The 25,472-nt window shown below is 68.0% G+C and carries 25 protein-coding genes; 9 read left to right on the forward strand and 16 right to left on the reverse strand.

Features of this window, described 5'->3' with window-relative positions:
* Positions 1 to 36: 36 nt before the first annotated feature.
* The 5 genes from ACV229_RS22235 to ACV229_RS22255 all read right to left on the reverse strand — a co-directional run bounded on the left by ACV229_RS22235 (position 37) and on the right by ACV229_RS22255 (position 4,799).
* Positions 37 to 624 (reverse strand): thiamine phosphate synthase, encoded by a 588-nt coding sequence (locus ACV229_RS22235; protein ID WP_448085262.1) that lies wholly within the window; start codon positions 622 to 624, stop codon positions 37 to 39.
* Between the two features lie 40 nt (positions 625 to 664).
* Complete coding sequence (locus tag ACV229_RS22240; protein ID WP_448085263.1) at positions 665 to 2,008, reverse strand: hemolysin family protein; 1,344 nt, start codon at positions 2,006 to 2,008, stop codon at positions 665 to 667.
* A gap of 76 nt (positions 2,009 to 2,084) precedes the next feature.
* A complete protein-coding gene (locus tag ACV229_RS22245; protein ID WP_448085264.1) occupies positions 2,085 to 2,873 on the reverse strand; it encodes a sensor histidine kinase in 789 nt (262 codons plus the stop codon).
* An 81-nt stretch (positions 2,874 to 2,954) separates the two neighbouring features.
* Complete coding sequence (locus tag ACV229_RS22250) at positions 2,955 to 3,878, reverse strand: DMT family transporter (RefSeq protein WP_448085265.1); 924 nt, start codon at positions 3,876 to 3,878, stop codon at positions 2,955 to 2,957.
* Between the two features lie 63 nt (positions 3,879 to 3,941).
* Complete coding sequence (locus ACV229_RS22255) at positions 3,942 to 4,799, reverse strand: LysR family transcriptional regulator (protein WP_448085266.1); 858 nt, start codon at positions 4,797 to 4,799, stop codon at positions 3,942 to 3,944.
* A 109-nt stretch (positions 4,800 to 4,908) separates the two neighbouring features.
* On the opposite strand from ACV229_RS22255, the gene ACV229_RS22260 reads away from it, so the two are divergent.
* The 3 genes from ACV229_RS22260 to ACV229_RS22270 all read left to right on the forward strand — a co-directional run bounded on the left by ACV229_RS22260 (position 4,909) and on the right by ACV229_RS22270 (position 8,010).
* Positions 4,909 to 5,292 (forward strand): tautomerase family protein, encoded by a 384-nt coding sequence (locus ACV229_RS22260; protein WP_448085267.1) that lies wholly within the window; start codon positions 4,909 to 4,911, stop codon positions 5,290 to 5,292.
* 127 nt (positions 5,293 to 5,419) lie between these two features.
* Positions 5,420 to 7,099, forward strand: a complete 1,680-nt coding sequence (locus ACV229_RS22265; RefSeq protein ID WP_448085268.1) for a CHAD domain-containing protein — start codon at positions 5,420 to 5,422, stop codon at positions 7,097 to 7,099.
* A gap of 65 nt (positions 7,100 to 7,164) precedes the next feature.
* Complete coding sequence (locus ACV229_RS22270; protein ID WP_448085269.1) at positions 7,165 to 8,010, forward strand: TOBE domain-containing protein; 846 nt, start codon at positions 7,165 to 7,167, stop codon at positions 8,008 to 8,010.
* Positions 8,011 to 8,056: 46 nt separating this feature from the next.
* On the opposite strand, the gene ACV229_RS22275 is transcribed toward ACV229_RS22270, so the two are convergent.
* The 4 genes from ACV229_RS22275 to ACV229_RS22290 form a co-directional block, all read right to left on the reverse strand.
* Entirely contained in the window at positions 8,057 to 8,758 is a 702-nt protein-coding gene (locus ACV229_RS22275; protein WP_448085270.1) for a sulfate/molybdate ABC transporter ATP-binding protein, read from the reverse strand.
* Between the two features lie 66 nt (positions 8,759 to 8,824).
* Positions 8,825 to 9,499: a molybdate ABC transporter permease subunit gene (gene modB, locus ACV229_RS22280; protein ID WP_448085271.1), complete on the reverse strand. Its 675-nt coding sequence runs from the start codon at positions 9,497 to 9,499 to the stop codon at positions 8,825 to 8,827.
* 10 nt (positions 9,500 to 9,509) lie between these two features.
* Positions 9,510 to 10,310, reverse strand: coding sequence for a molybdate ABC transporter substrate-binding protein (modA, locus tag ACV229_RS22285; protein WP_448085272.1), 801 nt, complete (start codon positions 10,308 to 10,310; stop codon positions 9,510 to 9,512).
* 157 nt (positions 10,311 to 10,467) lie between these two features.
* A complete protein-coding gene (locus ACV229_RS22290) occupies positions 10,468 to 11,166 on the reverse strand; it encodes a phosphatase PAP2 family protein (RefSeq protein ID WP_448085298.1) in 699 nt (232 codons plus the stop codon).
* A gap of 247 nt (positions 11,167 to 11,413) precedes the next feature.
* On the opposite strand from ACV229_RS22290, the gene ACV229_RS22295 reads away from it, so the two are divergent.
* Both ACV229_RS22295 and ACV229_RS22300 read left to right on the forward strand, forming a co-directional pair.
* Complete coding sequence (locus ACV229_RS22295; protein WP_448085273.1) at positions 11,414 to 12,538, forward strand: extracellular catalytic domain type 1 short-chain-length polyhydroxyalkanoate depolymerase; 1,125 nt, start codon at positions 11,414 to 11,416, stop codon at positions 12,536 to 12,538.
* Positions 12,539 to 12,620: 82 nt separating this feature from the next.
* Positions 12,621 to 12,794 carry a DUF3563 family protein gene (locus tag ACV229_RS22300; RefSeq protein WP_448085274.1) on the forward strand — a complete coding sequence of 58 codons (174 nt, stop codon included), beginning with the start codon at positions 12,621 to 12,623 and terminating at the stop codon, positions 12,792 to 12,794.
* A 120-nt stretch (positions 12,795 to 12,914) separates the two neighbouring features.
* Here the strand turns inward: ACV229_RS22300 and ACV229_RS22305 are convergent, their stop codons facing one another.
* From ACV229_RS22305 to ACV229_RS22325, 5 genes are all read right to left on the reverse strand, one after another.
* On the reverse strand, positions 12,915 to 13,334 hold the full coding sequence (locus ACV229_RS22305) for an organic hydroperoxide resistance protein (protein WP_448085275.1): 420 nt from the start codon (positions 13,332 to 13,334) through the stop codon (positions 12,915 to 12,917).
* Between the two features lie 143 nt (positions 13,335 to 13,477).
* Positions 13,478 to 13,930 carry a MarR family winged helix-turn-helix transcriptional regulator gene (locus tag ACV229_RS22310; RefSeq protein WP_448085276.1) on the reverse strand — a complete coding sequence of 151 codons (453 nt, stop codon included), beginning with the start codon at positions 13,928 to 13,930 and terminating at the stop codon, positions 13,478 to 13,480.
* Positions 13,931 to 14,095: 165 nt separating this feature from the next.
* Complete coding sequence (locus ACV229_RS22315) at positions 14,096 to 14,908, reverse strand: BPSS1780 family membrane protein (protein ID WP_448085277.1); 813 nt, start codon at positions 14,906 to 14,908, stop codon at positions 14,096 to 14,098.
* Positions 14,899 to 15,897, reverse strand: a complete 999-nt coding sequence (locus ACV229_RS22320) for a homoserine kinase (RefSeq protein WP_448085278.1) — start codon at positions 15,895 to 15,897, stop codon at positions 14,899 to 14,901. The genes ACV229_RS22315 and ACV229_RS22320 overlap by 10 nt, the downstream gene beginning before the upstream one ends.
* A gap of 112 nt (positions 15,898 to 16,009) precedes the next feature.
* Positions 16,010 to 16,405: a hypothetical protein gene (locus ACV229_RS22325; RefSeq protein ID WP_448085279.1), complete on the reverse strand. Its 396-nt coding sequence runs from the start codon at positions 16,403 to 16,405 to the stop codon at positions 16,010 to 16,012.
* A gap of 141 nt (positions 16,406 to 16,546) precedes the next feature.
* On the opposite strand from ACV229_RS22325, the gene ACV229_RS22330 reads away from it, so the two are divergent.
* The gene (locus ACV229_RS22330) at positions 16,547 to 18,073 is read left to right on the forward strand and encodes an AMP nucleosidase (protein ID WP_448085280.1); all 1,527 of its coding nucleotides are present in this window, start codon (positions 16,547 to 16,549) and stop codon (positions 18,071 to 18,073) included.
* 110 nt (positions 18,074 to 18,183) lie between these two features.
* Here ACV229_RS22330 and ACV229_RS22335 read toward each other — a convergent pair whose 3' ends face one another.
* Positions 18,184 to 18,474: a hypothetical protein gene (locus ACV229_RS22335; protein WP_448085281.1), complete on the reverse strand. Its 291-nt coding sequence runs from the start codon at positions 18,472 to 18,474 to the stop codon at positions 18,184 to 18,186.
* A gap of 412 nt (positions 18,475 to 18,886) precedes the next feature.
* Complete coding sequence (locus ACV229_RS22340; RefSeq protein WP_448085282.1) at positions 18,887 to 19,639, reverse strand: LOG family protein; 753 nt, start codon at positions 19,637 to 19,639, stop codon at positions 18,887 to 18,889.
* A 1-nt stretch (position 19,640) separates the two neighbouring features.
* On the opposite strand from ACV229_RS22340, the gene polA reads away from it, so the two are divergent.
* From polA to ACV229_RS22355, 3 genes are all read left to right on the forward strand, one after another.
* Positions 19,641 to 22,394: a DNA polymerase I gene (gene polA, locus ACV229_RS22345; RefSeq protein ID WP_448085283.1), complete on the forward strand. Its 2,754-nt coding sequence runs from the start codon at positions 19,641 to 19,643 to the stop codon at positions 22,392 to 22,394.
* A 293-nt stretch (positions 22,395 to 22,687) separates the two neighbouring features.
* Entirely contained in the window at positions 22,688 to 24,046 is a 1,359-nt protein-coding gene (locus ACV229_RS22350; RefSeq protein ID WP_448085284.1) for an NAD(P)/FAD-dependent oxidoreductase, read from the forward strand.
* Positions 24,047 to 24,535: 489 nt separating this feature from the next.
* On the forward strand, positions 24,536 to 25,411 hold the full coding sequence (locus ACV229_RS22355) for a dienelactone hydrolase family protein (protein ID WP_448085285.1): 876 nt from the start codon (positions 24,536 to 24,538) through the stop codon (positions 25,409 to 25,411).
* The last annotated feature ends 61 nt before the right edge of the window (positions 25,412 to 25,472 follow it).

The raw sequence follows: 25,472 nt of genomic DNA on the forward strand, positions 1-25,472 counted from the left end.
GCCCGGCGTCTGCCGGTTGCGCCGGGTGCGGCGGCGTCACCAGAAGCCGCGAATGCCCGCGATGCCGTGCGCGCCGTGGCGGCGCGCGTCGTCGAGGTGCGCACGCGTCATGCCGCCGAGCGCGTAGACGGGCAGCGCGGCGACCTGCGCAACCCATGCGTCGAACTGCGCCCAGCCGAGCGTCGGCGCGCCCGGGTGGCTGAGCGTCGGCAGCACCGGCGACAGCGTGACGAAATCCACGCCGATGCGTTCGGCCTGCTTCAGGTCGTCTAGCGTATGGCAGGCGGCGGACACGAGCCGCGCGGCCGGCAGCGGCCGGCGCGCGGCCGCACGCAGTGCCGCGCCGTCGAGGTGCCAGCCGGCGCCGTCGAGCGCCATTACCGCATCCGCGTCGATCCGCCCGTTGACGATCAGCCGCGCGCCGGCTGCGCGACAGCGTGCGAGCGCGTCGGCCGCGAGCCGGGCGAATGCCGCGTCGTCGAACGATTTCACCCGCAGTTGAACGAGCGTCTCGCCGCGCGCAAGCACGGCCGACAGATGGTCGAGGAACGCTCGGCAGTCCGCATCCGACGCGGACGCGGGCTCCGGCGTGATCACGCAGCAGGGCGGCAGCGATGCGTTCATCGCGCGATGCCGCGACGCGCGGCCGGGTGGCGGCGCGCCGTCATTCGTCGGCTTCCTTCGCGACCTTCGGATACACGCGCACCAGCACGATGCGCGGGCCGTTCATCTTCTTCACGACGACGTCGAAGCGGTCGAACGACACGCGCTGCCCTTCGGTCGGCAGGTCGCTCAGCGCGTGGATCACGAGGCCGCCGACGGATTCCGCACGCCCTTCGTCGATGTCGATGCCGAGCGCCTGCTCGAGCGACACGACGGGCAGGCTGCCCTTGCCCATCAGCGTGCCGTCGTCGAGACGGGCCCAGTCCGAGTCGCCCTGGCGGAACTCGTCGTGGATCTGGCCGACGAGCGCGCCGAGCAGGTTGTCGAGCGTCAGGAAGCCGATCGGCTTCTGGCCCTTCTTGCCGACCAGCGCGAAGTGCGGCGCGCCCTTGCGGAAGCGGCGGAACAGGTCGAGTGCAGGGGTATCGGGCTTCACGTACTGCACGGGGCGCACGTAGTCGGACAGGTCGTCGAGCGCCGCACCCGCGTGGCGCGCGAGCAGCAGGTCCTTCAGGTGGATCAGCCCGCTCACCTGTTCGCGCGCCGCGTCCTCGAACAGCGGGTAGCGGCTGAAGCGGTGCCGCGCGACGATCTCCATGTTGTCCGGCAGCGGCAGGTCGCGGCGCAGGCCGATCATCTCGTGGGCCGGCCGCATCAGGTCGGACACGGTCATCGACGAGAAATCGAGCGAATGCGCGAGCGTGTTCCACTCATCGTTGCTGTACGTGCCGCGGGCCGGCTGCGCGGTGTTGCCGGCGGTGCTGCGGCGGCCGCGCAGGATCAGCTTCAGCTCGTCGGTCGAGTAATGCGCGTCGCCGCCATGGTCGGCCGACAGGCCCGCGAGCTTCAGCACTGCGTTCGCGCTGTTGTTGAGCAGCCAGATCGCCGGGTACATCGCCCAGTAGAACGCATACAGCGGCAGCGCGACCCACAGGCCGACCTTCTCGGCCTGGCGGATCGCCATCGATTTCGGCGCGAGTTCGCCGACGACGATGTGCAGGAACGAGATCAGCGAGAACGCGAACACCAGCGAGATCAGGTGCACGAGCTTTTCGGACTGCACGCCGATCAGGTCGAGCAGCGGGCCGATCAGCTGCGCGAACGCGGGCTCGCCGATCCAGCCGAGGCCGAGCGACGCGAGCGTGATGCCGAGCTGGCACGCGGACAGGTACGCATCGAGGCGCCCGTGCACGATGCCGAGGATGCGGCCGCGCAAGCCGTGCTTGCGGGCGAGGGTCTTGACGCGCGTCGCGCGCAGTTTGACGAGGCCGAATTCGGCCGCGACGAAAAAGCCGTTGAGGGCCACCAGGAACAACGCGCCGATCAGCGCGAAGATCTGAACCAAGGAATCGCTCCGGTAATGACAGGCCCATCAGTATAGGGCCGAAAGGCAAACGTAATGTGTCGGGGCGCCAGAATGCTTACACCGGCGCCTCGCACGGGAGCGTGAGCGTGAGCGTGAGCGCGACCGCGGCGCCATCGGCGAACGGGTCGTGTGCGAACGTGCCGCCGTGTGCGAGCGCGACACGCTGGACCAGCGCGAGCGTCCACGCGACGCGTTTCGCATCGCGCTCGCGCAGCATTTCGCGGCGCGCGAACGGCTCGAGCACGTGGGGGAGGGCCGGGTCGGCGAGCGACGCGGCGTGCACGTGGCAGGCGGCGCGAGCGACGAGCTGTGCACCGTTGCGTTCACAGGAGAACGATACGCGGCTGCCGGCGGCGCTGGCCTCGACGGCCGCGCTCAGCAGGGTCCACAGCGCTTGCGCGACGCGTTCGCGGTCGGCGGCCAGCGACGGCTCGCCGTCGGGCAGTGCCGCGTCGAGCGTCACCTGACGCGCGTCGGCGAGCGCGAAGCGGACGAGCGCGAGCGTGTCGTCGACGAGCGGGCGCAGCGCGAACCGCTGCGGCGTGACGGCGAGCGTGCGGGTTTCGGCGCGCGGCGCGTCGAGCGCTTCGTCGATCAGCTTCACCTGCTGGTCGATGCCGGTGCGGATACCGGCGAGCGCGCGCTGCAGGTTCGGGTCGGCGGCGGCGAGCTGGCGCTCGAGCACATAGGCCCAGCTATGCATCGCATTGAGCGGGCTGCGCAGGTCGTGCGACGCGGTCGACAGCGCCTGGTCGCGCAGGAACAGCGCCGCCTGCGCGGCATAGTGGGCTGCGCGTTCGCGCAGCAGGTCGGCGGCGGCGGGGTCGACGGGAGTGGGCGTCACGGAGCGGGCCTGTCGGAAGCGGTTGAAAGATTGAACGCGGGTGAAACGCGAACCGCCATTATAGGGATGGGACCGTGCGCGTCACGCCGCCAGTGCGTCCTCGTCCTGTTTCCGTGTGTCGCCGTTCGGCAGCAGCTGGCACGCGAGCAGGCCCGCGAGCATCAGCGCGCAGCCGAGCAGTGCGCGCGTCGTCAGCGTCTCGCCGAGCGCCGCCCAGCCCGCGATCGCGGCGAACACCCCTTCCATGCTGAAGATCACCGCCGCGTGCGCGGGCGCCGCGTCGCGCTGCGCGACGACCTGCAGCGTGTAGCCGACGCCGACCGACAGCAGCCCGCCGTACAGCAGCGTCGGCAGCGCGCCGCGCAGCATCGTGGCGCTGAACGGTTCGACGGCGACGCCGACCGCGAGGCACAGCGTGCCGCAGACCGTGAACTGCAGGAACGCGAGCACGAGCGGGTCGTGACGCCGCGCGAGGTGGCCGACCGCCATCACGTGCGCGGCGATGATCACCGCGCCGGCGAGCTGGAACCAGTCGCCATAGAGGATCGAGAAATGCTCGTCGATGCTCAGGAAATACAGCCCGATCGCCGCGAGCAGCGCACCGAACCACGTGCCGGCGCCAATCCGATGCCGCGCGAACACGCCCATCAGTGGCACGATCACGACGTACAGCGAGCTGATGAAGCCCGCGTTCGCGATCCGCGTGTACTGCAGGCCGATCTGCTGCAGCGAGATCGACACCGCGAGCAGCGCGCCGAGCGCGAGGCCCGGCAGCAGCAGCGAGGGCGTCCGGCGGATCGCCGCGACCTGCGCGCGCGACGCCGGATTCAGGCGCAGCAACGGGATCAGCACGAGCGCGCCGAGCAGGAACCGCAGCCCGGTGAACAGGAACGGCCCGATCACGTCGAGACTCAGCCGCTGCGCGACGAACGCGGATCCCCAGATCGCGGCGGCGGCGAGCATCAGCAGGTTGGCGCGGAGGTGCTTGCGGGCGGTTGGCTTCATGACGGTTCGTAAGGCGGAGGACTGACGAAACCCGCTAGTTTACGCCGACATTGCAACGCCGTCTTACGCCGATATTGCAAGGCTGTCGGCAAACCTTCGAAGCGACGCCGCCGAACGCGCGTCGCGCACCCGCGAGTACAGCACCACCTGCGAGCGCGGCAGCGGCGGCAGGCCGAACTTCGCGCCGACGTCGACGAGCGTGCGCGGCGCGACGCGGCGGGCGAGCGGACACACGGCGAGCCCCGCGGCGGCGGCGGCTGTGACTGCGGCGACGCCGCCGCCCGTGAAGCGCTCGCACCATGGCAGCCCCGCGTGGTCGAGCGCGCGCAGCGCGGCCGCGCGCACGCCGCACGGGCCGGCCAGCACCGCGAGCGGCAGTGCTTCGCCCGCGCGCGGCGCCCAGTCGGGCGCGGCGAGCCACGCGAGCGGCTCGGTGAACAGCAGCGTGCCGTCGTCGCGCGGCGGGTCTTCGCCGGGCTCGTGGCGCACGATCGCCGCGTCGAGCCGGCGTTCGTCGAAGCGCGCGAGCAGGTTCGCGGACATCCCGAGATGCATCTCGAGCGACAGGCCCGGGTCCTGCCGGTGCAGGCTCGTGAGCACGGCGGGGAGGTCCGGCACCGCGACGTGCTCGCTGACGCCGAGCGACAGGCGCCGCGCGCCGGCCGCGATCGCGCCGAGCGCCTGGTCATGCGCGTCCAGCAGCGCGCGGGCGGCTGGCAGGAAGGTTTCGCCGTCGGGCGCGAGTTTCACGACGCGCGGCGTGCGCGCGAGCAGCGGTTTGCCGAGATGCGCTTCGAGCCGCTTCAGCTTCAGGCTGACGGCCGATTGGGTGGTGCCAAGCGCGTCGGCGGCGCGCGTGAAGCTCGCGAGATCGGCCACCAGCACGAACGCGCGTACCGCGTCGAGGTCGAGGACTTTCATTTTCAATGTAAATGAATGAAATATGCATCGATGACTGTTCATTATAGTTCGATGCCCTTAACCTGACTTCGCGTTTCGATCCTTCAACGTCACCGTCAGGAGAACCACCATGCCATTCACCCGTATCGCAGTGCGCGAAGGCAAGCCGGCCGAATATCGCGCGGCGCTCGTCGACGGCGTGCATCGCGCGCTGATGCGCACGTTCAACGTGCCCGAGGACGACATCTTCATGGTCGTGACCGAGCACGCGAAAGAGAACTTCGTGTTCGGCCGCCATTACCTCGACATCGAACGCAGCGACGATCTCGTGATGATCCAGATCACCGCGAACAACACGCGCACGCTGGAGCAGAAACAGGCGCTGTACCGGACCATCGCCGACAACCTCGCCGAGCAGCCCGGCGTGCGGCGGCAGGACGTGTTCATCAGCCTTGTCGAGGTGCTGAAGGAGGACTGGTCGTTCGGCAACGGCATCGCGCAGTACGTCCTCTGATCGGCGGCAACACCACGATTGCACGCTCGTCGCCGGGAGGTCCTTGTGCCGTGTACTATGGCACTAGTATTACAGGCAGGGCCGGCGACGAGGAGACGCCGGCGATTCTTCATACGCAGGAGCCTCCATGTCGCGTGTGCTGGAAATCGTGCTGTACATGTCGTTGGAAGGTTGGCCGGCCTCGGGCCGGGCGCGGGGCGCGCAACGCGACTTCGGCGCCGAACTGGGCCGCGCGTGGCGCATCTGCCCGCAGGTCCGGATGCGCCGCGGCCACGAACGCGTGACGATCGAACCGTGCGAGATCGTCGAGGCCGAGCCGAGTCCCGGCGCGAACTGGTGGACGTGGGTCGAATCGACCGCGACCGGGCGACGCGTCGTCGCGTCGCGCACGCGGACGTTCGCGCCCGGCGTCATGCTTCGCGAGATCTTCGACGCGGAGCATGCGGGGATCGTCATCGCCGCGCGTGAGACGGAGCCGGCGGCGCCGGCTGAATTGCCTGTCGAGGCCGAGGCGTCCGCGACAGCCGGTGCGCCCGGGGCGGCAGAAGCGGCCACGGCGCAGGACGCCGACGTTGCACTGGAATCCTCTGTTGCGGAGCCGCCGCCCAGCGAGGCCGATTCCGCGGCGCCGGCCGGCGCCGGGCATCTGCGGCTCGTCAGCGAGCGCCGGCGCGGACGCTGGGCCGACGACAGCGGCATCGTGGTCGAGATGACGCTCGACGACGTGTCGATTCATGATGGCGACGGCCCGCCGCGCCGTTACTGCGAATTGCGCCTCGCGGCGCCGGACTGGGAGACGCTCGACGCACGCACGGCCGCGCTGCACGCGCTGTTTGCCGCTGCGCGCGAACTGAGCGGCGCATGGCCCGCGTTCGTGCAACTGGCGAGCGTGATCGACCGCGCGTGCGCGGGCGCGCTGGCAGCCGACGCGCCGGTGAAGGCCCAGCTCGTCGATCTGACCGGCGTTCGCACGCAGCGCGCCGCGCTGTTCGCGCTGTCCGCCGACATCGCCGCTCAATGGCTCGGCAACGAAGGCGGCGTGCTCGACCGCGACGATCCCGAATTCGTCCACCAGATGCGTGTCGCGCTGCGCCGCCTGCGAACGCTGATGCGCTTCTTCCCGCACTACGCGAACGGCCGCTGGAAGGACACCTTTGCGACCGACCTGCGCTGGCTCGCGTCGGTACTCGGCACCGTGCGCGACTGGGACGTGTTTTCGACGGAGAGCCTGCCCGCGCTGATTTCCGCCGACGGCGGCAACGCGGAGTGGGCGGGCACGCTCGACGCCGCGCGCGCGCAGAGCGCGGCCGCGCGCGTCGAGCTGCGGCAGGCGCTGCACTCGGCGCGCTACGCGCGGCTCACGCTCGGCTGGCTCGAGTGGCTGAGCGCGTTCGCGCTGCCGCCCGTCGGCGACGACGCCACGCTGTCGCTGAAGCGGCACGTCGCGAAGCGCGTGCGCCGCCTGTTCGGCCATCTGTACGGTTCGCCGTCGCTTGAGACGCTCGACACGGCCGCGCGCCATCAGGTCCGGATCGATGCGAAGCGGCTGCGCTACGCGCTCGAGTTTTTCGCGTCGCTGGCGTCGCGCCGCACGCGCACCGACACGGTCAAGACGCTCGCGCGCGTGCAGGGCGTGCTCGGCGAAGCGAACGACACGGTGGTTGCGCTGCATCATCTCGAGCAACTGGCGGCGCCGCCGTACCAGCTCGGCTTCGTGCGCGGCTACGGCGCGGCGCTCGAGCAGCGCGCGGTGCGCGATGCCGAGGCGCTGCTCGCGAGCCTGCGTCCCCCGAAGCTTGCCGGCTGATCTGGCTGACCGAGTGCACTGACTACGCTGACCATGATGGCATCCCGCTTGTTGCCTGCAGAAAGATGAGCACCGATCCGAACTCGCCCGTGTCGCCCGTATCCTCCGAGCCGCTCGAACTGGGCGGCGAACTGTGGTTGCGCGCCGGCGCGCAGACGCTCGGCGGCGCGGCGCGCATCGCGCTGCTGGCGGCGATCGGCGAGACCGGCTCGATCACGCGCGCCGCGAAGGCGGTCGGCATCAGCTACAAGGCCGCGTGGGAAGCGATCGACACGATGAACAACCTCGCCGGCGAGCCGCTGGTGCTGCGCTCAATCGGCGGCAAGGGCGGCGGCGGCACCGTGCTGACGCCGCGCGCGACGTCGCTGATTGCCGCCTTCCGCACGATCGAGCGAGAGCATCGCCGTTTCATCGAGGCGGCAAGCGCGGCCGTGTCCGGCTTCGACGTCGACTGGGCGCTGATCGGGAGAATCGGCATGAAAACCAGTGCGCGCAACCAGCTGTTCGGCAAGGTTGCATCGATCCGGCGCGGCGCGGTCAACGACGAGGTTTCGCTGGCACTGCCGGGCGGCCAGACGATCGTCGCCGTGCTGACGCATGAAAGCGCCGACGCGCTCGGGCTGCAGGTGGGCGCGGACACGTGCGCGCTCGTGAAGGCGTCGTGGGTGGTGCTTGCGGTCGACGACGGCGGGCCGGCGCTGAAGCTGTCCGCGCGCAACCAGCTGCACGGCACGGTCGAAGCCGTAAAGGGCGGTGCGGTGAACAGCGAAGTGGCGCTTGCGCTCGATGGCGGCGGGACGCTGGCCGCGATCGTCACGAACGACAGCGTCGACGCATTGGGGCTCGCCGCCGGTCAGCGGGCGATCGCACTGTTCAAGGCTTCGAGCGTGATTCTCGCGGTGACGGGGTGACGCCGGCGGCCGCGTGATCCGCGTACCTCGCGTTCCGCGCGCACCGTCAGGCGGCGCGGCTCGGCCACACGGCGTGCGGTGCGTCCATCTGCACGCGTCCTTCGCTCACATGGACGACCTGGTCGCCGAACGCGGCGACGTCGTCCGGGTCGTGCGTGATCAGCACCATCGGGATGTCGAGCCGCGCCTGCAGCTCGGCGAGCTCGTGGCGCATCCGCTGGCGCATCGCGCCGTCGAGCGCCGCGAACGGCTCGTCGAGCAGCAGGATGCGCGGCTGCGCGATGAGCGCGCGGGCAAGCGCGACGCGCTGCCTCTGCCCGCCGGACAACTGCGCCGGGTAGTGGCCGGCGAGCGCCTCCAGCTCGAACGCGCGCAGCCAGTACGCGACTTCCGGCGGTAGTGCCTTCGCATGCGGATTGCGCCAGCCGGGCGTCAGCCCGAACGCGATGTTCTGGCGCACGTTCAGGTGCGGGAACAGCGCGTAGTCCTGGAACAGGTACGCGACGCGGCGGTCGCGGGTCGGGACGTCGATGCGGCGCGCCGCGTCGAACAGCGGTTCGCCATTCAGCAAGATCGTGCCGGCATCGGGCGCGAGCAGCCCTGCGATTGCCTGCAGCGTCAGGCTCTTGCCGGCGCCCGACGGGCCGAACAGCACGACGCGCTGCGTCGTCGCGGTGAACGATACGTCGAGCGCGAAATGGCGCTCGGCGGTCGCGTATGTCTTGCGGATGTCGACGGTGAGGCTCATGCCAGCCTCCGCAGGGCCGTCCCCTCGGGGAGCAGCGAGCAACGCGAGCGTGGGAGACGTTTCATCTCAGCGTGCCCCCGTCAGCGCGCGCGACGGCACCAGGCGGCCCGCCGCGAGCAGCACGATCACGCAGGTGACCGACGTCACCAGCACGAGGAAGTTGGCGGTGCCGTCTTCGCCGGCCTGCACGGCCGCATACACGGCGACCGACAGCGTCTGCGTGCGGCCGGGCAGGTTGCCCGCGATCATCAGCGTCGCGCCGAATTCGCCGAGCGCCCGCGCGAACGCGAGCAGCGCGCCGGCCAGGATGCCGCGCGCGGCGAGCGGCATCGTCACGCGGAAGAACACCGCGACCTCGCCGAGGCCGAGCGTGCGCGCGGCGCGCTCGAGCTGCGGATCGACGCCTTCGAACGCGGCCCGTGCGGATTTCAGGATCAGCGGGAATGCGACGACCATCGACGCGATGACCGCGCCCTGCCATGTGAACACGAGCTGGATTCCGTACCGGTCGAGCCATTCGCCGAACACGCCGCGCCGGCCGAGCAGCACGAGCAGGTAATAGCCGAGCACGGTCGGCGGCAGCACGAGCGGCAGCGTCAGCAGCGAATCGATCACGTCGCGTGCGGGCGAACGCCAGCGCGCGAGCGCGAACCCCGCGGCGACGCCGAGCACGATGTCGAGCGCGGTCGCCCAGCCGGCAACCTTCAACGACAGCAGCAGCGGAACCCAGGCGTCATGCATGTCAGGCGACTCACTTGGCGGCGGCGGGCTTGAAGCCGAATTTCGCGAGCACCGACTGGCCTTGCGGCGACGTGACGAAATCGACGAACGACTGCGCCTGCGCGGCATGCTGGCTGTCCTTGACCACCGCGATCGGATAGGTGATCGCGGTCTGCGTCGGCACGGTCAGCGCGACTTTCACGCGCCCGGGCATGATCGCCGCATCGGTACCGAACACGAAGCCGGCGTCGACTTCGCCGCGAGCGACGTAGTCGAGGCTCTGGCGCACGTTGGCGGCCAGCACGCCCTTCGCGCTGATCGCATCCCAGACGCCCGCCGCGCGCAGCGCACCCTCGGTGTAGCGGCCGACCGGCACGGAGGCCGGATCGCCGTACGCGATCCGCTTCACACCCGGCGCGGTCAGGTCGCGCAGCGACGTCAGCGCGGCCGCCTGGCTGTCCGCCGGCACGATCAGCACGAGCGAGTTCGCGGCGAAGTCGCGCCGCGTGCCGGGCACGATCACCTTCTCGTCGACCGCGCGGTCCATCGCCTTCTGGTCGGCCGACGCGAACACGTCGGCTGGCGCGCCCTTCGCGATCTGCTGCATCAGCACGTCCGATGCGCCGAAGTTGAACAGCACCTTGGTGCCCGGGTGCTGCTTCTCGTACGCGTCGCCGACGGCCTTGAACGCATTCGTCAGGCTCGCGGCGGCCGACACGACCAGCTCGTCGGCGGCGCGGGCGGGCGCGGTGAACGCGATCCCGGCCGCGAGCGTGGCGAGCGGCAGCAGGCGGAGCAGAGTGCGGCGAAGCGGACGGACGGATGAGCGCATGGTGGTTTTCGTTCGAATGAAGGAAACCGTAATCGTAATATAGGGCGGGTTATAACGGTTCGCATATTGCTCATGCGACGGCGGGCATGAGCGGCAGACGGCGTGGGGTGAGATGTGCGGGCTGGCGGCGCGGCACGCGCGACGGTGCTGGCGGTGCCTACGCGTGCAGCTGGTGAGCCTGCGAATCGGTGCGCTGCAGCGACGACGGCTGCGACGCCGGATGGTAGTTCGGGTTGGCCTTCCAGCGCGCCCGCACGAACGGCCGTTCGTGGCCGGACAGCTGCAGCGCGACCTTGGTCACCCAGCGGTGCGACGGAACGGTGATTCCGTGCAGCGCGACCGTCACGAGCGCGAGGCTCACGACGACTGCCGGCACCGACCAGCGATGCGGTACGGCGCGCCACGAGCCGTAGATGAACACCAGCGCGGCGAGGGCGCCGACGATGCAGCCGGTGATCGATTCGGACGGCGAATGCGCGGCGAGGGCAACGCGCGACACCCCGACCGCGACGCCCGCGGCGAGCCCGAACGCGATCCCGAGCAGCCGCACCGGCGTGCGTGTACGGATCAGCATCAGGAACATCACGACGGGGTAAACCGACGTGGACAGCATCGCGTGGCCGCTGAACCCGGTGAAATCCCATGCGCGGATGCCGATGCCCCAGCCGAGGAACGCAATCTTCGTCAGCGCGACGACGCCGATCGCGGCCGTCAGCACGGCGAGCCATGCTGCAGCGCGCTGCCACGAATAGCCGAGCGCGAGCCAGACGGCGATCGTGACGGCAAGCGGCAGCGTCAGGCCAGCACCACCGAACGCGGTGATCGAGATCCACAGGTGAGACGGCAGGTCGAACATCGGAGAGGAGAGCAAGCAGGGGCGGGACGGAATGCTTAATCAACGCGCGAGCCGGTCACAGCGACTACAACGGATACAAGCGGCGAAACACCAGTATAGCCGCGTGGGCGCATGAGCCCCGTTTTTTGCGCCGACGGGAACTATCCGCGAGCAGGAAAAATCCCATAAACGATGTTATTGTGCATTGCACAAACTCGAACGATACGTCATTTGAGGCGTCCCCAATTTCTGACTGCGAGCCCGATAGATGACCAAAAGTCTGACGAAAATGTGGGTGGGCGGCATGAAACGCATGCTGTCCCCTTCGGCCAAACGCGCGGCGCGCGACGTCAAGCGCATGACGCACGATGTGATCGACGCTGTCGCCGCGTCGCCTGCTGCTGCCGCAGCCGATCTGTCACCGTCACCGGTGCGCGAGTCGCGGGTGCGGCCGCGCGCGGCCGCGTGGGCGGGCGGCGAGTGGACGCGCGGCGAACATCCGATGGCGCCCGCGATCGGCCGCCTGGTCCAGCATCTGTCCTATGGCCTGTACGTGCCGCCCGGTCGCCGGCGTACGAGGATGCCGCTCGTCGTGATGCTGCATGGCTGCACACAGACCGTCGACGAATTCGTGCAGGGCACCCGGATGAACCTGCTGGCCGACCAGCATGGATTCGCGGTGCTGTACCCGGAACAGTCGATGCGTGCGCACGCGCATGGCTGCTGGCACTGGTACGAAGACACCGAGCGCGCCGGCCGTGGCGAGGCGCACGCGGTCGCGTCGCTCGTCGATGCACTGGTCGACGACCATGGTTTCGACGCGTCGCGCGTCTATGTCGCAGGATTGTCGGCCGGTGCGGGCCTCGCGTCGCTGCTCGCGCTGCATTTCCCGGACCGCTTCGCGGCGGTCGCGCTGCACTCGGGGCCAGCACTCGGCGAAGCCCATTCGGGCATCACCGCGATGGACGTGATGCGGCGCGGCTTGCGGCAGAACCCTGCCGCGGCCGTCGACGCGTTGATCGGCGCCGACGCGTATCCCGGCATGCCCACGCTGATCGTGCATGGCGACGGTGATCACGTCGTCGCGCCGAAGAATGCGGACCAGCTCGCCGTCCAGTTCCTGCGCCTGAACGGGATGGCGGACAGCCGCGGCGCGCTGCGCGGCGGCGAGCGTGTCGAGACGCGCGATGGGGGCGCGCAGATCTGCGATTACCGCCGCGATGGCGAATCGATCGTCCGCCTCTGCCACGTCAAGGGGCTCGACCACGCGTGGGCGGGCGGCGACGAAGCGATCCCTTTCCACTCGGCGCTCGGCCCGGATGCGAGCGCAATGATCTGGTCCTTTTTCGGAGCGCATCGTCGCGCTGTGGCGGCAGAGCGACGCACGGTCTGATCGGCGCTGGCAAGGTTTAAGGGTTTTCCCTATAATGAGGGAAAACACCTAGTCGAAAACCCTTAGATTTGCGAGATCGATCATGTACCTGCTGAGCCACCTCTTCCTGATGCTGACCAAGAACGCCGAACAGGCCGCGAAAGAGCGTGCCGATGCTTACCTGGCGGGCGCGACCGACCTGTACGAGCTCGAATTCCGTATGCGCAAGCTCGATCGCGAAGGCATGGGCCGTTCGTCCTGGATGAGCGCGCGCTGAGCGACGTCGGGCGGGGCGCAACCCGCCGACCGATCGGGCATTTCGCATAAGAAAGGGCGGGTGCGGCATGAAGCCGCACCCGCCCTTTTTGCATTTTGGCGCGCGGGTGCCAGTCGGTCCTCAGATGACCGTCAGCCGCACCGCAACGTTGTTGCGGGTTGCGTTCGAGTACGGACACACTTGGTGCGCCTTCTCGACGAGGGCTTGCGCGGCATCCTTGTCGAGGCCCGGCAGCGACACGCGCAGTTCGACGTCGAGCGCGAAGCCGCCCGCGTCGTTCGGACCGATGCCGACTTCGGCCGTGACCTGCGTATCGGCCGGGATCGCCTGCTTGCTCTGGCCGGCGACGAATTTCATCGCGCTCAGGAAGCACGCCGAGTAACCCGCAGCAAACAGTTGCTCCGGATTCGTGCCTTCCGCGCCGGTGCCGCCCAGTTCGCGCGGCGCTGCGAGCTTCACTTCCAGCTTGTTGTCTGCGGATACTGCGCGACCGTCGCGACCGCCCGTGCTCGTTGCGCTCGTCTTGTACAGAATGTTCATGGTGCAGCTCCTGTCGGAAAGATGGGAAGAGGTCCGGTCGGGCGGAATGCCGCCGGCCACGGACAAAATATAGAACACAAATCATTAGTGCGCAAAGTAAATTTTTAAAAAATTGCCCGGGGCCGGCCGGGCAAGTCGGACGGTCAGCGGTCGTCGTCGACCGACAGAGCGTCGCGTAGCTGCTTCAGGTCCGTGCGCAGCCGGATCAGGAACTCCGGCGTCTGGCGCATTGCGCAGAACAGGTCGGCGGGCACCGAGCGCGCCTTGTCCTTCAGCTTGCGCCCATCCGCGGTCAGGCGCACGTTCACGACGCGCTCGTCTGCTGCGCTGCGCACCCGCTCGACGTAGCCGAGCGCTTCCAGCCGCTTCATCAGCGGCGTGACCGTGGCCGGGTCGAGATCGAGCCGCGCGGCGATGTCCTTGACGGCGATGTCGTCGCGTTCCCACAGCACGAGCATCGCGAGATATTGGGGATAGGTCAGGGACAGCTTTTCGAGCAGCGGCTTGTACGCTTTCGTCATCGCGTGCGAAGTCGAGTAGAGCGCGAAGCATAATTGCTCGTCGAGCGTCTGGGGCACGGTGGGCAGGCGATCCATGATTCGAGGTGCGCGCTGTTGGCGCAAACAATTTGCATGCAAATGATTTTGCGCGCAAACGATTCGCTTGAACAGAGGCAGCCGGCCAAGAGGAGGCCGGCCCAGACAGCCGGCCAAGAGGCGGCCGGCGAGGTGCGGCCGGCGGCGTGCGCCGGCCGGTACGGATCAGCGGCCCGACGAAGGCTTCGTTGGCGCGTCCGGTTCCTGCACGCCGAAGCAGCCGCGATAAGTCGCGTAGAACGAGCAATACAGCATCGTGACGATGATGATCGTCACCGGCATCATGATCGTCAGCGCATAGGCGCCGGCGCCGAGCGCCTGCAGCAGCAGCGACAGCACGAGCGACGTGCCGAGCGCGACGCCGAACCAGAGCAGGCCGTACACGGTGAACGCGCCGCGGTTGCGCCAGCAGCTGACGATGCTGAAGAACAGCGCCTTCGCGGGCGGAATGTCGTGCCACGCGGTGAGCACCGGCGCGAACCAGAACAGCATCGAGACCGGCACGTAGAGCAGGGTCGCGAACAGCAGCGCGCCGAGCGTGCCCTGCGCGGCGAGCGTTTCCGGCGTCGGGCTCGTATCGGTCGTCGCGCCCATCATTGCGTGGAACAGCGCGCCCCCGTCGATCACCGACGACGCCGCGAACACGATCACCATCGACACCACGTAGATCACGCCGAGCACGAGCAGCCGCTGGGTCGTGACGTGGCCGTACGAGCGGAACCCGTCGACGAGAATCGTCGGCATCACCGGCTTGCCGGCGATCGTATCGCGGCACGCGGCCATGAAGCCGACCGCGATGCCCGGGATGAACAGCAGCGGCAGCGCCGCGCCGATCACCGGCACCATCGACACCAGCGTGATCGCCAGCAGGTACGTGAAGAACAGCGTGATGAACGCGAGCGGGTTCCGGCGGAACAGCCAGATGCCCTGTCGGAACCAGACATAGCCCGTCTTTGCGGGCACTTCGATCAGTTGCATGCGGTTTGGGTCTCGGGAAGCGCGGGCGTATGCGCGATACGCTCACGCAGGATGCGTTCGAAATGGCCGGGATCGTGCGGCTTCAGCATTTCGGCTGCACGGGGCAGGTAGAAGTCGTACAGGCGCGATACCCAGAACCGGTACGCGCCGGCGCGCAGCATGTCGCTCCAGTGACGCCGCTCTTCGGCGGTGAACGGACGGACGGTCTGGTAGGCGCGCAGCAGCGCATCGGCGCGCGCGGGGTCGAGCACGCCCGTCGCGAGGTCGACGCACCAGTCGTTGACGGTCACCGCGACGTCGAACAGCCACTTGTCGCAGCCCGCGAAATAGAAATCGAAGAAGCCGCCGAGCCGCACGCGGTGGCCCGTGCCGGGCGCTGCGTGCGCGAACAGCGCGTTGTCGCGGAACAGGTCGCAGTGGCAAGGCCCGCCCGGCAGCGCCGCGTAGTCGGCGGACCCGAAGAAGTGCGCCTGATGCGCGAGTTCGCCTTCGAGCAGCGCGAGCTGCTCGGCCGTCACGAACGGCGCGATGGCCGGCACGTTCTCCTGCCACCACGGCAGGCTGCGCAGGTTCGGCTGGTTACGCGGATAGTCGCGGCCGGCGAGGTGCATGCGCGCGAGCATCTGCCCGACCTCGATGCAGTGCTCGATGCCGGGGGCGAGTTCGGCCGCGCCGTCGAGCTTCGTGACGATGGCGGCCGGCTTGCCGTGCAGCTCACCGAACAGTGCGCCGTCGTCGCGCGGAATCGGGTCCGGCACGGGCACGCCGTGCGCGGCGAGGTGGCGCATCAGGTCGAGATAGAACGGCAGTTGCTCGGCCGTCAGCTTTTCGAAGATCGTGAGGACGTATTCGCCACGCGTCGTCGTCAGGAAGAAGTTGCTGTTCTCGATGCCGGACGGAATGCCGCGGAATGCGACGACGTCGCCCAGCGCGTAGTGGCGCATCCAGTGCGCGAGATCGGAGTCGGAAACAGCGGTGAAAACGGCCATGCGGGAAGCGTCAGGTCAGGTTGGCGGGCACGCGCGTCGCGTGCATCGCGAAAAAGGGATGCGGGAAGAGCCGGCGCGCCGCGGCCGTGGCCGGCGCGGCGCGGGCGATGGGTCAGTAGCGCAGGTTGACCGACGGCAGGCGCGTGATCGGGACGCCCGCGTCATGCGGCTTCGGCGACGTGTCCGGCGACGCGCTCATCTGGTAGCGGGTGCCGAAGTTCGACTTCACGTCGATCTCGACCGGCTTGCCGCGATCGCGGTACTCGGTGACTTCGGTGCCGTTCTTGCTGACCGTATGAAAACTCGGGGTGCGACGGATATCGCTGAAATCGACCTTGGACGAGACTTCGGCGCCGGGCCGGTTGATCTTCCTGAGATCCGGCAGACCGGCGGCCTCGTTGGCTTCGGCCTTGGCCTGCGCGTCGGCGCTCGGCGTGCCGCCGGCGGCATGGGCGACGCTGGCGACGGCGAATGCGGCGGCGGCGGCGACGAGAATGAGCGGCTTCATTGTGACTCTCCCAATTAACCGTTCAATTTTAGCAAATACTGCGCGTCGTCCGGCCGCTTTCCGGCCGCTTGCTTGCGGGGGGCGACAGGCAGCTTGACAAGGTTCCGTGGTAATGTCGGCTGATCAGACGAGGTGATGAAAATGAAGAACGATTTGAGCCGCAGACACCGGATGCTGACCCCGGAAAATCCGCCGGTCGAAGGATTCGACGACCCGATCGCCGCCGTCGCGCGGCTGTCCGCCATCTACGAGGCCAACGCCGGCTTCCTGCGCGACGCGTTCGCGCGCTACCGGCGCCACGAACCGATCACCGAGCACGTACGCGCGTGCTATCCGTTTGTGCGGGTCCGCACGGAAGTCAACACGCACGTCGATTCGCGCCGTTCGTACGGTTTCGTCGCCGGCCCCGGCGTGTTCGAGACGACGGTGACCCGGCCCGACCTCTTCGCGAACTACTATCGCGAGCAGCTTCGGCTGCTGGCGAAGAACCACCAGGTGAAGATCGAGGTCGGCGTGTCGTCGCAGCCGATTCCGATCCACTTCGCGTTCCCGGAAGGCATCCATCTGGAAGGCGAGCTCGACCGCGACAGCCTGCTCGCGATGCGCGACGTGTTCGATACGCCCGACCTGTCGTATCTCGACGACCGCATCGTCAACGGCACGTTCGAGCCGGCGCCGGGCGAGCCGCACCCGCTCGCGCTGTTCACGGCCGCGCGGGTCGACTTCTCGCTGCACCGGCTGCGCCACTACACCGCGACGTCGCCGACGCATTTCCAGAACTACGTGCTCTATACGAACTACCAGTTCTATATCGACGAGTTCGTGAAGCTCGGCCGCACGATGATGACGGAGAGCGACGATCCCGACGTGCGCGCGTACCGCAGCGAGTACAGCGCGTTCGTCGAGCCGGGCGACGTCGTCACGTACAACGAGAACCTCGGTGGCGAGCCGTCGGAAGGCTCGGCGCCGCCGCGCCTGCCGCAGATGCCTGCGTACCACCTGAAGCGCGCGGACGGCAGCGGGATCACGATGATCAACATCGGTGTCGGTCCGTCGAACGCGAAGACGATCACCGACCACATCGCGGTGCTGCGGCCGCATGCATGGGTGATGCTCGGCCACTGCGCGGGCCTGCGCAACACGCAGCGCCTCGGCGACTACGTGCTCGCCCATGGCTATGTGCGCGAGGATCACGTGCTCGACGCCGACCTGCCGCTGTGGGTGCCGATCCCGGCGCTCGCCGAAGTGCAGCTCGCGCTCGAGCGCGGGGTCGCGGACGTCACGCGGCTCGACGGCGCGGAGCTGAAGCGTGTGATGCGGACCGGCACGGTCGCGAGCGTCGACAACCGCAACTGGGAGCTGCGCGATCACCGCGAGCCCGTGCAGCGGCTGTCGCAAAGCCGCGCGATCGCGCTCGACATGGAAAGCGCGACGATCGCCGCAAATGGCTTCCGCTTCCGCGTGCCGTACGGCACGCTGCTGTGCGTGTCGGACAAGCCGCTGCACGGCGAGCTGAAGCTGCCCGGGATGGCCGACCAGTTCTATCGCGCGCAGGTCGATCAGCATCTGCAGATCGGCGTGAAGGCGATGGAGATCCTGCGGACCAACGGGCTCGACAAGCTGCATAGCCGGAAGCTGCGGAGCTTCGCGGAAGTGGCGTTCCAGTAACGGCAGGCACGCCGCGCTGTCCCCGCAACGACAAAGGCCGCCCGCGAACCAGCGTTCGCGGGCGGCCTTTTCATTGAGACTCCGGGCGCGATCGCCCGGACGTCAGTCGCTCAGCACTCACCCTTCTTCGCGTGTCCCGGCGGGCAGTGATAGCCGTCATGACCGTGGTGACGCTGGTGTTCGTCCCACTCGCGGCGTTCCCAGTAGCGGCGGCCGTCCCAGTAGCGGTCGCCGTGCCAGCCGACGATGACCGCGGGGGCAGGCGCGACCACGACGGGCGCCGGCGCGACGACGACCGGCGCGGGCGTGCCGATGTTCACGTCGACGTTCACGGCGTGGGCGAGGCCCGACAGCGAGAGGCCGACGCTGGCGAATGCAAGGGCGATCAGTGAGCGTTTCATGTTGTTTTCCCGTGTGGTGTGGAAGCGCGGTGCGACGAAGCGGAGCATGCGAGGCTGAGAGCCTGTTCCGTACCATGACGCGGCACCGTTGGATCGCAGTGTGCCGTCATGCAGGCGGGAAGGCGAACGGGTTTTGTTACGGCGGATTGATCGGGCCGTGGCGGCGCAGGCGCATATCGGGCGCGCCGATTTGACAGTGCCGCGCCGCGCCGCGGCATTTGCCGTGGTGCAGCATGTGCGGAACGGCGGCCGGATTTGACGTTTTCAAACCGGTCGCCAAAACGTGGCGATAACGTGTCGTTACAAAATGCCGCGCGGCCGGCGGCGTGCGGGTTGCGCGCGCGGGACGCGCGGCCCGCAACGGGCCGCCGCATGCCCGGCACCCGCGCGGGCGGAGTCCGGGCCGCGCAATTTACAGGTAGAACATCCGGTCTTCTTCCGGACGCGGCGGATGCTCTTCCTCGCCTTCTTCCTCGCCGCTGTCCTCGTAGAACGCGAGCACCGCGTCGAGCACCTGATCGGGTTCGTCGATCACCTTCATCAGGTCCATGTCTTCCGGATTGATGAGGCCCATCGGGATCAGCTGGTCGCGGAACCACTGCAGCAGTCCCTGCCAGAACGTACTGCCGACGAGGATGATCGGCACGAGGCGCGATTTCTTCGTCTGGATCAGCGTGAGCACTTCGGACAGCTCGTCAAGCGTGCCGAAGCCGCCCGGCATCACGATCACCGCGTCGGAGTTCTTCACGAACGTGACCTTGCGCGTGAAGAAGTGGCGGAAGCGCAGCGAGATGTCCTGGTAGTGGTTGCCGGCCTGCTCGTGCGGCAGCTCGATATTGAGGCCGACCGACGGCGCCTTGCCTGCATGCGCGCCCTTGTTCGCGGCTTCCATGATGCCGGGGCCGCCGCCCGAGATCACCGCGAAGCCTGCGTCCGACAGCTTGCGCGCGATCTGCACCGCGAGTTTGTAGTGCGGCGTATCGGGTTTGAGACGGGCAGAGCCGTAGATGCTGACAGCCGGGCGGATCTCCGACAGGTACTCGGTCGCCTCGATAAACTCTGCCATAATCGTGAACATCTGCCACGATGCGCGCGCCTTCTTGGCCGTCGCGCGTTCTTGATCTGCGAGCGAACGCAGACTCGGAATCACTTTTCTCTTGTTCATAATGCCTGAAGAACGAAATCTGGAAGGTAAGACCCTGCTATTGGTTGACGGTTCGAGCTATCTGTATCGGGCTTACCATGCGATGCCTGATTTGCGTGGCCCTGGCGGGGAGCCGACCGGAGCGCTCTACGGAATCATCAACATGCTGCGCCGTATGCGCAAGGAAGTCAGTGCAGAGTATAGCGCTTGCGTGTTCGATGCAAAGGGCAAGACGTTCCGCGACGACCTCTATGCCGACTATAAGGCAAACCGCCCGTCGATGCCGCCCGATCTCGCATTGCAGGTCGAGCCGATCCACGGCGCCGTGCGCGCGCTCGGCTGGCCGCTGCTGATGGTCGAGGGCGTCGAGGCCGACGACGTGATCGGCACGCTCGCGCGCGAAGCCGAGCGGCACGGGATGAACGTGGTCGTGTCGACAGGCGACAAGGATCTCGCGCAGCTCGTCACGGATCACGTCACGCTCGTCAACACGATGACCAACGAGACGCTCGATCGCGACGGCGTGATCGCGAAGTTCGGCGTGCCGCCCGAGCGGATCATCGATTACCTCGCGCTGATCGGCGATACCGTCGACAACGTGCCGGGCGTCGAGAAGTGCGGGCCGAAGACGGCCGTGAAGTGGCTGGCGCAGTACGACAGCCTCGATGGCGTGATCGAGCACGCGGGCGAGATCAAGGGCGTCGTCGGCGACAACCTGCGCCGCGCGCTCGACTTCCTGCCGCTCGGCCGCAAGCTCGTGACCGTCGAGACCGCCTGCGATCTCGCGCCGCATCTCGAATCGATCGACGCGTCGCTGAAGACCGACAGCGAAGCGCGCGACCTGCTGCGCGACATCTTCGCGCGCTACGGCTTCAAGACGTGGCTGCGCGAGGTCGACAGCGCGCCCGCCGAGGGCAATGCCGTCGACGCGCCGGACGGCGAGCCGGCGCCGGTGATCGCGGCGGACGTCACGCGCGAATACGACACGATCCAGACCTGGGCGCAGTTCGACGCGTGGTTCGCGAAGATCGACGCGGCCGCGCTGACGGCATTCGACACCGAGACGACGTCGCTCGACCCGATGGCCGCGCGCCTCGTCGGCCTGTCGTTCTCGGTCGAGCCGGGCAAGGCTGCGTACCTGCCGGTCGCGCACCGCGGCCCCGACATGCCGGAGCAGCTGCCGCTCGACGACGTGCTCGCGCGGCTGAAGCCGTGGCTCGAATCGGCCGCGCACAAGAAGGTCGGCCAGCACCTGAAGTACGACGCACAGGTGCTCGCGAACTACGGGATCGAGTTGAACGGCATCGAGCACGACACGCTGCTCGAATCGTACGTGCTCGAGTCGCATCGCACGCACGACATGGACAGCCTCGCGCTGCGTCATCTGGGCGTCAAGACGATCAAGTACGAGGACGTCGCGGGCAAGGGCGCGAAGCAGATCGGCTTCGACCAAGTGGCGCTCGCGCAGGCCGCCGAATACGCGGCCGAAGACGCGGACATCACGCTGCAGCTCCATTACGCGCTGTATCCGCAGGTCGCGCGCGAACCGGGCCTCGAACGCGTGTATCGCGAGATCGAGATGCCGGTGTCGATCGTGCTGCGGAAGATGGAGCGCACGGGCGTGCTGATCGACGACGCGCGCCTGCAGGCGCAGAGCAACGAGATCGCGACGCGCCTCGTCGACCTGGAAGCGCAGGCGTACGAACTGGCGGGCGGCGAGTTCAACCTCGGCTCGCCGAAGCAGATCGGCCAGATCTTCTTCGAGAAGCTCCAGCTGCCGGTCGTGAAGAAGACGCCGAGCGGCGCGCCGTCGACCGACGAAGAGGTGCTGCAGAAGCTGGCCGAGGACTATCCGCTGCCGAAGCTGCTGCTCGAGCACCGCGGGCTGTCGAAGCTGAAGTCGACCTACACCGACAAGCTGCCGCGGATGGTCAATCCGGAAACGGGGCGCGTGCACACGAACTATGCGCAGGCGGTCGCGGTCACGGGCCGCCTCGCGTCGAACGATCCCAATCTTCAGAACATTCCGGTGCGCACGGCCGAAGGCCGGCGCATCCGCGAGGCGTTCATCGCGCAGCCGGGCCACCGGATCGTGTCGGCCGACTATTCGCAGATCGAACTGCGCATCATGGCGCACATCTCGGGCGACGCGTCGCTGCTGCACGCGTTCTCGCAAGGCGAGGACATCCACCGTGCAACGGCGGCCGAAGTGTTCGGCGTGACGCCGCTCGAGGTCAATTCCGACCAGCGCCGGATCGCGAAGGTGATCAACTTCGGGCTGATCTACGGGATGAGCGCGTTCGGCCTCGCATCGAACCTCGGCATCACGCGCGACGCCGCGAAGCTGTACATCGACCGCTATTTCGCCCGCTACCCGGGCGTCGCGCAGTACATGGAAGACACGCGCGCGACCGCGAAGGAGAAGGGCTTCGTCGAAACCGTTTTCGGCCGCCGTCTGTGGCTGCCCGAGATCAACGGCGGCAACGGTCCGCGCCGTCAGGCGGCCGAGCGTGCGGCGATCAATGCGCCGATGCAGGGCACCGCGGCGGACCTGATCAAGCTGTCGATGATCGCGGTCGACGGCTGGCTCACGCGCGACGGGCTCGCGTCGCGGATGATCATGCAGGTGCACGACGAACTGGTGCTGGAAGTCCCCGATGGCGAGCTGTCGCTGGTCCGCGAAAAGCTGCCGGAAATGATGTGCGGCGTCGCGAAGCTCAAGGTGCCGCTGGTCGCTGAAGTGGGCGCCGGCGCGAACTGGGAAGAGGCGCACTGACCGACACCGATACACGTTCCCCGTGACCTGCGACATATTGTTGCAGCGATGTCACTTATCGAGATGGTTTGCTTGTCGTCAATACGCAAGCTCCCGGACAATGCATGTCGAACCTGTCCCGATGGCGACGTGTGCGGCACGTCGCCACTCCGGGGGCGGGCGCCTTGAGGTCGTTCGAACTGCACATCGATGATGTTCGAACTGGTTCGCCAAGGCGTGGCGCGACTGTCATTCGGCGGCTGCGATTCGTATCGTGCGGCTGCGACCGGTTTTGAATCGCAAGGGGGAATCGTATGCATCGGATCATCATCGTGGGCGGGGGCGCGGGCGGCCTGGAACTGGCGACGCGGCTCGGCGACCGTTACGGCGCGCGCGGCAGTCGTCCCGCACGTGCGCTCGTGACGCTCGTCGATCGCAACCCGACACACATCTGGAAGCCGCTGCTGCATGAAGTAGCCGCAGGCAGCATGGATCCCTTCACGCAGGAACTCGAATATGCGGCGCAGGCGCGCTGGCACGGCTTCGAATTCCAGCAGGGCGAGCTGGTCGAGCTCGACCGAACGGCGAAGCGCATCACGCTGTCGCCCGTCAACGACAGCGACGGCGCGGAGCTGCTGCCGCAACGCACGCTCGACTACGACACGCTGGTGATCGCGATCGGCAGCACCACGCACTTCTTTGGCGTGCAGGGCGCGCAGGAGAATGCGATCGCGCTCGATACGGTCGCGGAAGCCGAGCGCTTCCGCAAGCGGCTGATCGCCGCGTGCATGCGCGCCGAACATCAGAACCCCGCGCCGGTCGAGGCGTTGGCCGATCCGCCCGGTGATGCGCCTGCATCCGCGGAGCCGCGCATCCAGGTCGCGATCGTCGGCGGCGGCGCGACGGGCGTCGAACTGTCGGCGGAGTTGCGCAATACCGCGCAGGTGCTGTCCGCGTATGGCTTGCACAAGCTCGACCCGCGGCACGACGTCGGCATCGTGCTGATCGAATCGGGGCCGCGGATTCTGCCGGCACTGCAGGAGCGCGTGTCGTCCGCGACGGCCGAACTGCTCGAAAAGCTCGGCGTGCGGCTGATGCTGGGCGAGCGCGTGACCGAAGTGGCGCCGGGCGTCGTGCGCACCGCGAGCGGCAAGACGGTGCGCGCCGACCTGACGGTCTGGGCGGCCGGCATCAAGGCGCCGTCCGTGCTCGCGGGCCTCGACGGCCTCCAGGTCAACAAGCTCGGCCAGCTCGACGTGCGCCGCACGCTGCAGACCTTCACCGACGACAACGTGTTCGCGCTCGGCGATTGCGCGGCATGCGCATGGCCCGGCAACGAGCGCAATGTGCCGCCGCGCGCGCAGGCCGCGCACCAGCAGGCGAACTTCCTGTTGAAGGCGATCGGATGCCGGCTCGACGGGCGTCCGCTGCCCGAGTTCACGTATCGCGATCTGGGCTCGCTCGTGTCGCTCGGCCACTTCAGCGCGGTCGGCAACCTGATGGGCGGGCTGATCGGCGGCAACATGCTGATCGAAGGCCTGTTCGCACGTTTCATGTACATGTCGCTGTACCGGCTGCATGTCGCGGCGCTGCACGGCTATCCGCGCATGATGCTCGACACGGTCGCGCACTGGCTGCGGCGGACGACGCTGCCGCGCGTGAAGCTGCACTGACGGCGCGCGCACGGGCAACGCGGGCGGCGCGCGGGCGTTGCGCGGATTTCCTGCACGTGCGAGAGCGTCAAGCCGATTCCCGCCTGGCGGACGACGCCGGGCGGGGATATTTCATTTGGGTGACCGTCCTGGGCATCGCCCCACTGCTTCTGCAGGATACCTGACGTTCGCAAGCCGATCGCCGCGGCTCATCGCGCGTTTCGTTTCGTTTCGCTGCCGCACACGCGACCGCATGCACGTGCATGCTGGATCATCGATTTGTGCATCGTCGTGCAATGCGCATGCCGAAGGCAGCACACGCAATCGGCGCGTGCCATGGAGCGGCGTGTCGTAATCGAGTCTTACACTTCTGACAGTTGACGAGACAACGGATTGTTGGGCATCTTGTGCAAGTTTCCGTTTGCGGCGGCGTGCCGACCGCTGCAACGTCACGCGCCGTCATGTCGTATCCGTATCGGTGGCGGCGGCGTCCAATCGAGGAGTGCATTCATGTTGAAACCCGAAGTCGACAGCCTGGTTCCCCACGTTCCGTTCTCGCGCCGCAAGTTCATGCAGGCGGCGCTCGGCGGCACCTTCGCGGCGGCGGTGCTGCCCGTGTCGGCACAGACGATCACGACCGACAGTACCGGACTTGACGCGGGCACCATCGAGATCCGCTCGGGCGATGCGAGCGTGCCGGCCTATCGCGCCCAGCCGGCGGACAAGACCAACTTGCCGGTCGTGATCGTGATTCACGAGATCTTCGCCGTGCATGCGCACATCGCCGACGTGTGCCGACGCTTCGCAAAGCTCGGCTATCTGGCCATTGCGCCCGACCTGTTCGCGCGTCAGGGCGACGTGACGAAGTATCCGACGATCAAGGAGCTCGACGAGCACGTCGTCAGCAAGGTGCCTGACCGGCAGGTAACAGAAGATCTCGATGCGACCGTCGCGTGGGCGGGCAAGAACGGCGGCGACCTGGCGCGCGTCGGCGTGGCGGGGTTCTGCTGGGGCGGCCGTCAGGCGTGGCTGTACGCGGAACACAATCCGCACGTGCGTGCGGCGGTCGCGTGGTACGGGTTCGTCGACGGCAAGACCGACGAGATGAAGCCGTTCAACCCGGTCGATCGCGCGTCGACGCTGAAGGTGCCGGTGCTCGGCTTGTACGGTGCGAAGGACACGAACATTTCGCAGGCGTCGCTCGCGACCATGCGCGAGAAGATCCAGGCGAGCGATTCGAAGCTCGCGCGCGAGTCGGAGTTCGTCGTGTATCCGGATGCCGGCCATGCGTTCTTCGCCGACTACCGGCCGAGCTACGTGAAGGCCGACGCCGAGGATAGCTGGAAGCGCGCGCTCGCGTGGTTCCACAAGTACGGCGTGATGTAAACGGAACGCGGCGGCCTTGGCCGCCCGTCGTTTTGTTTCCGTCGGCGCGACGCTCGCCGAA

The sequence above is a fragment of the Burkholderia sp. MR1-5-21 genome (assembly GCF_053427715.1).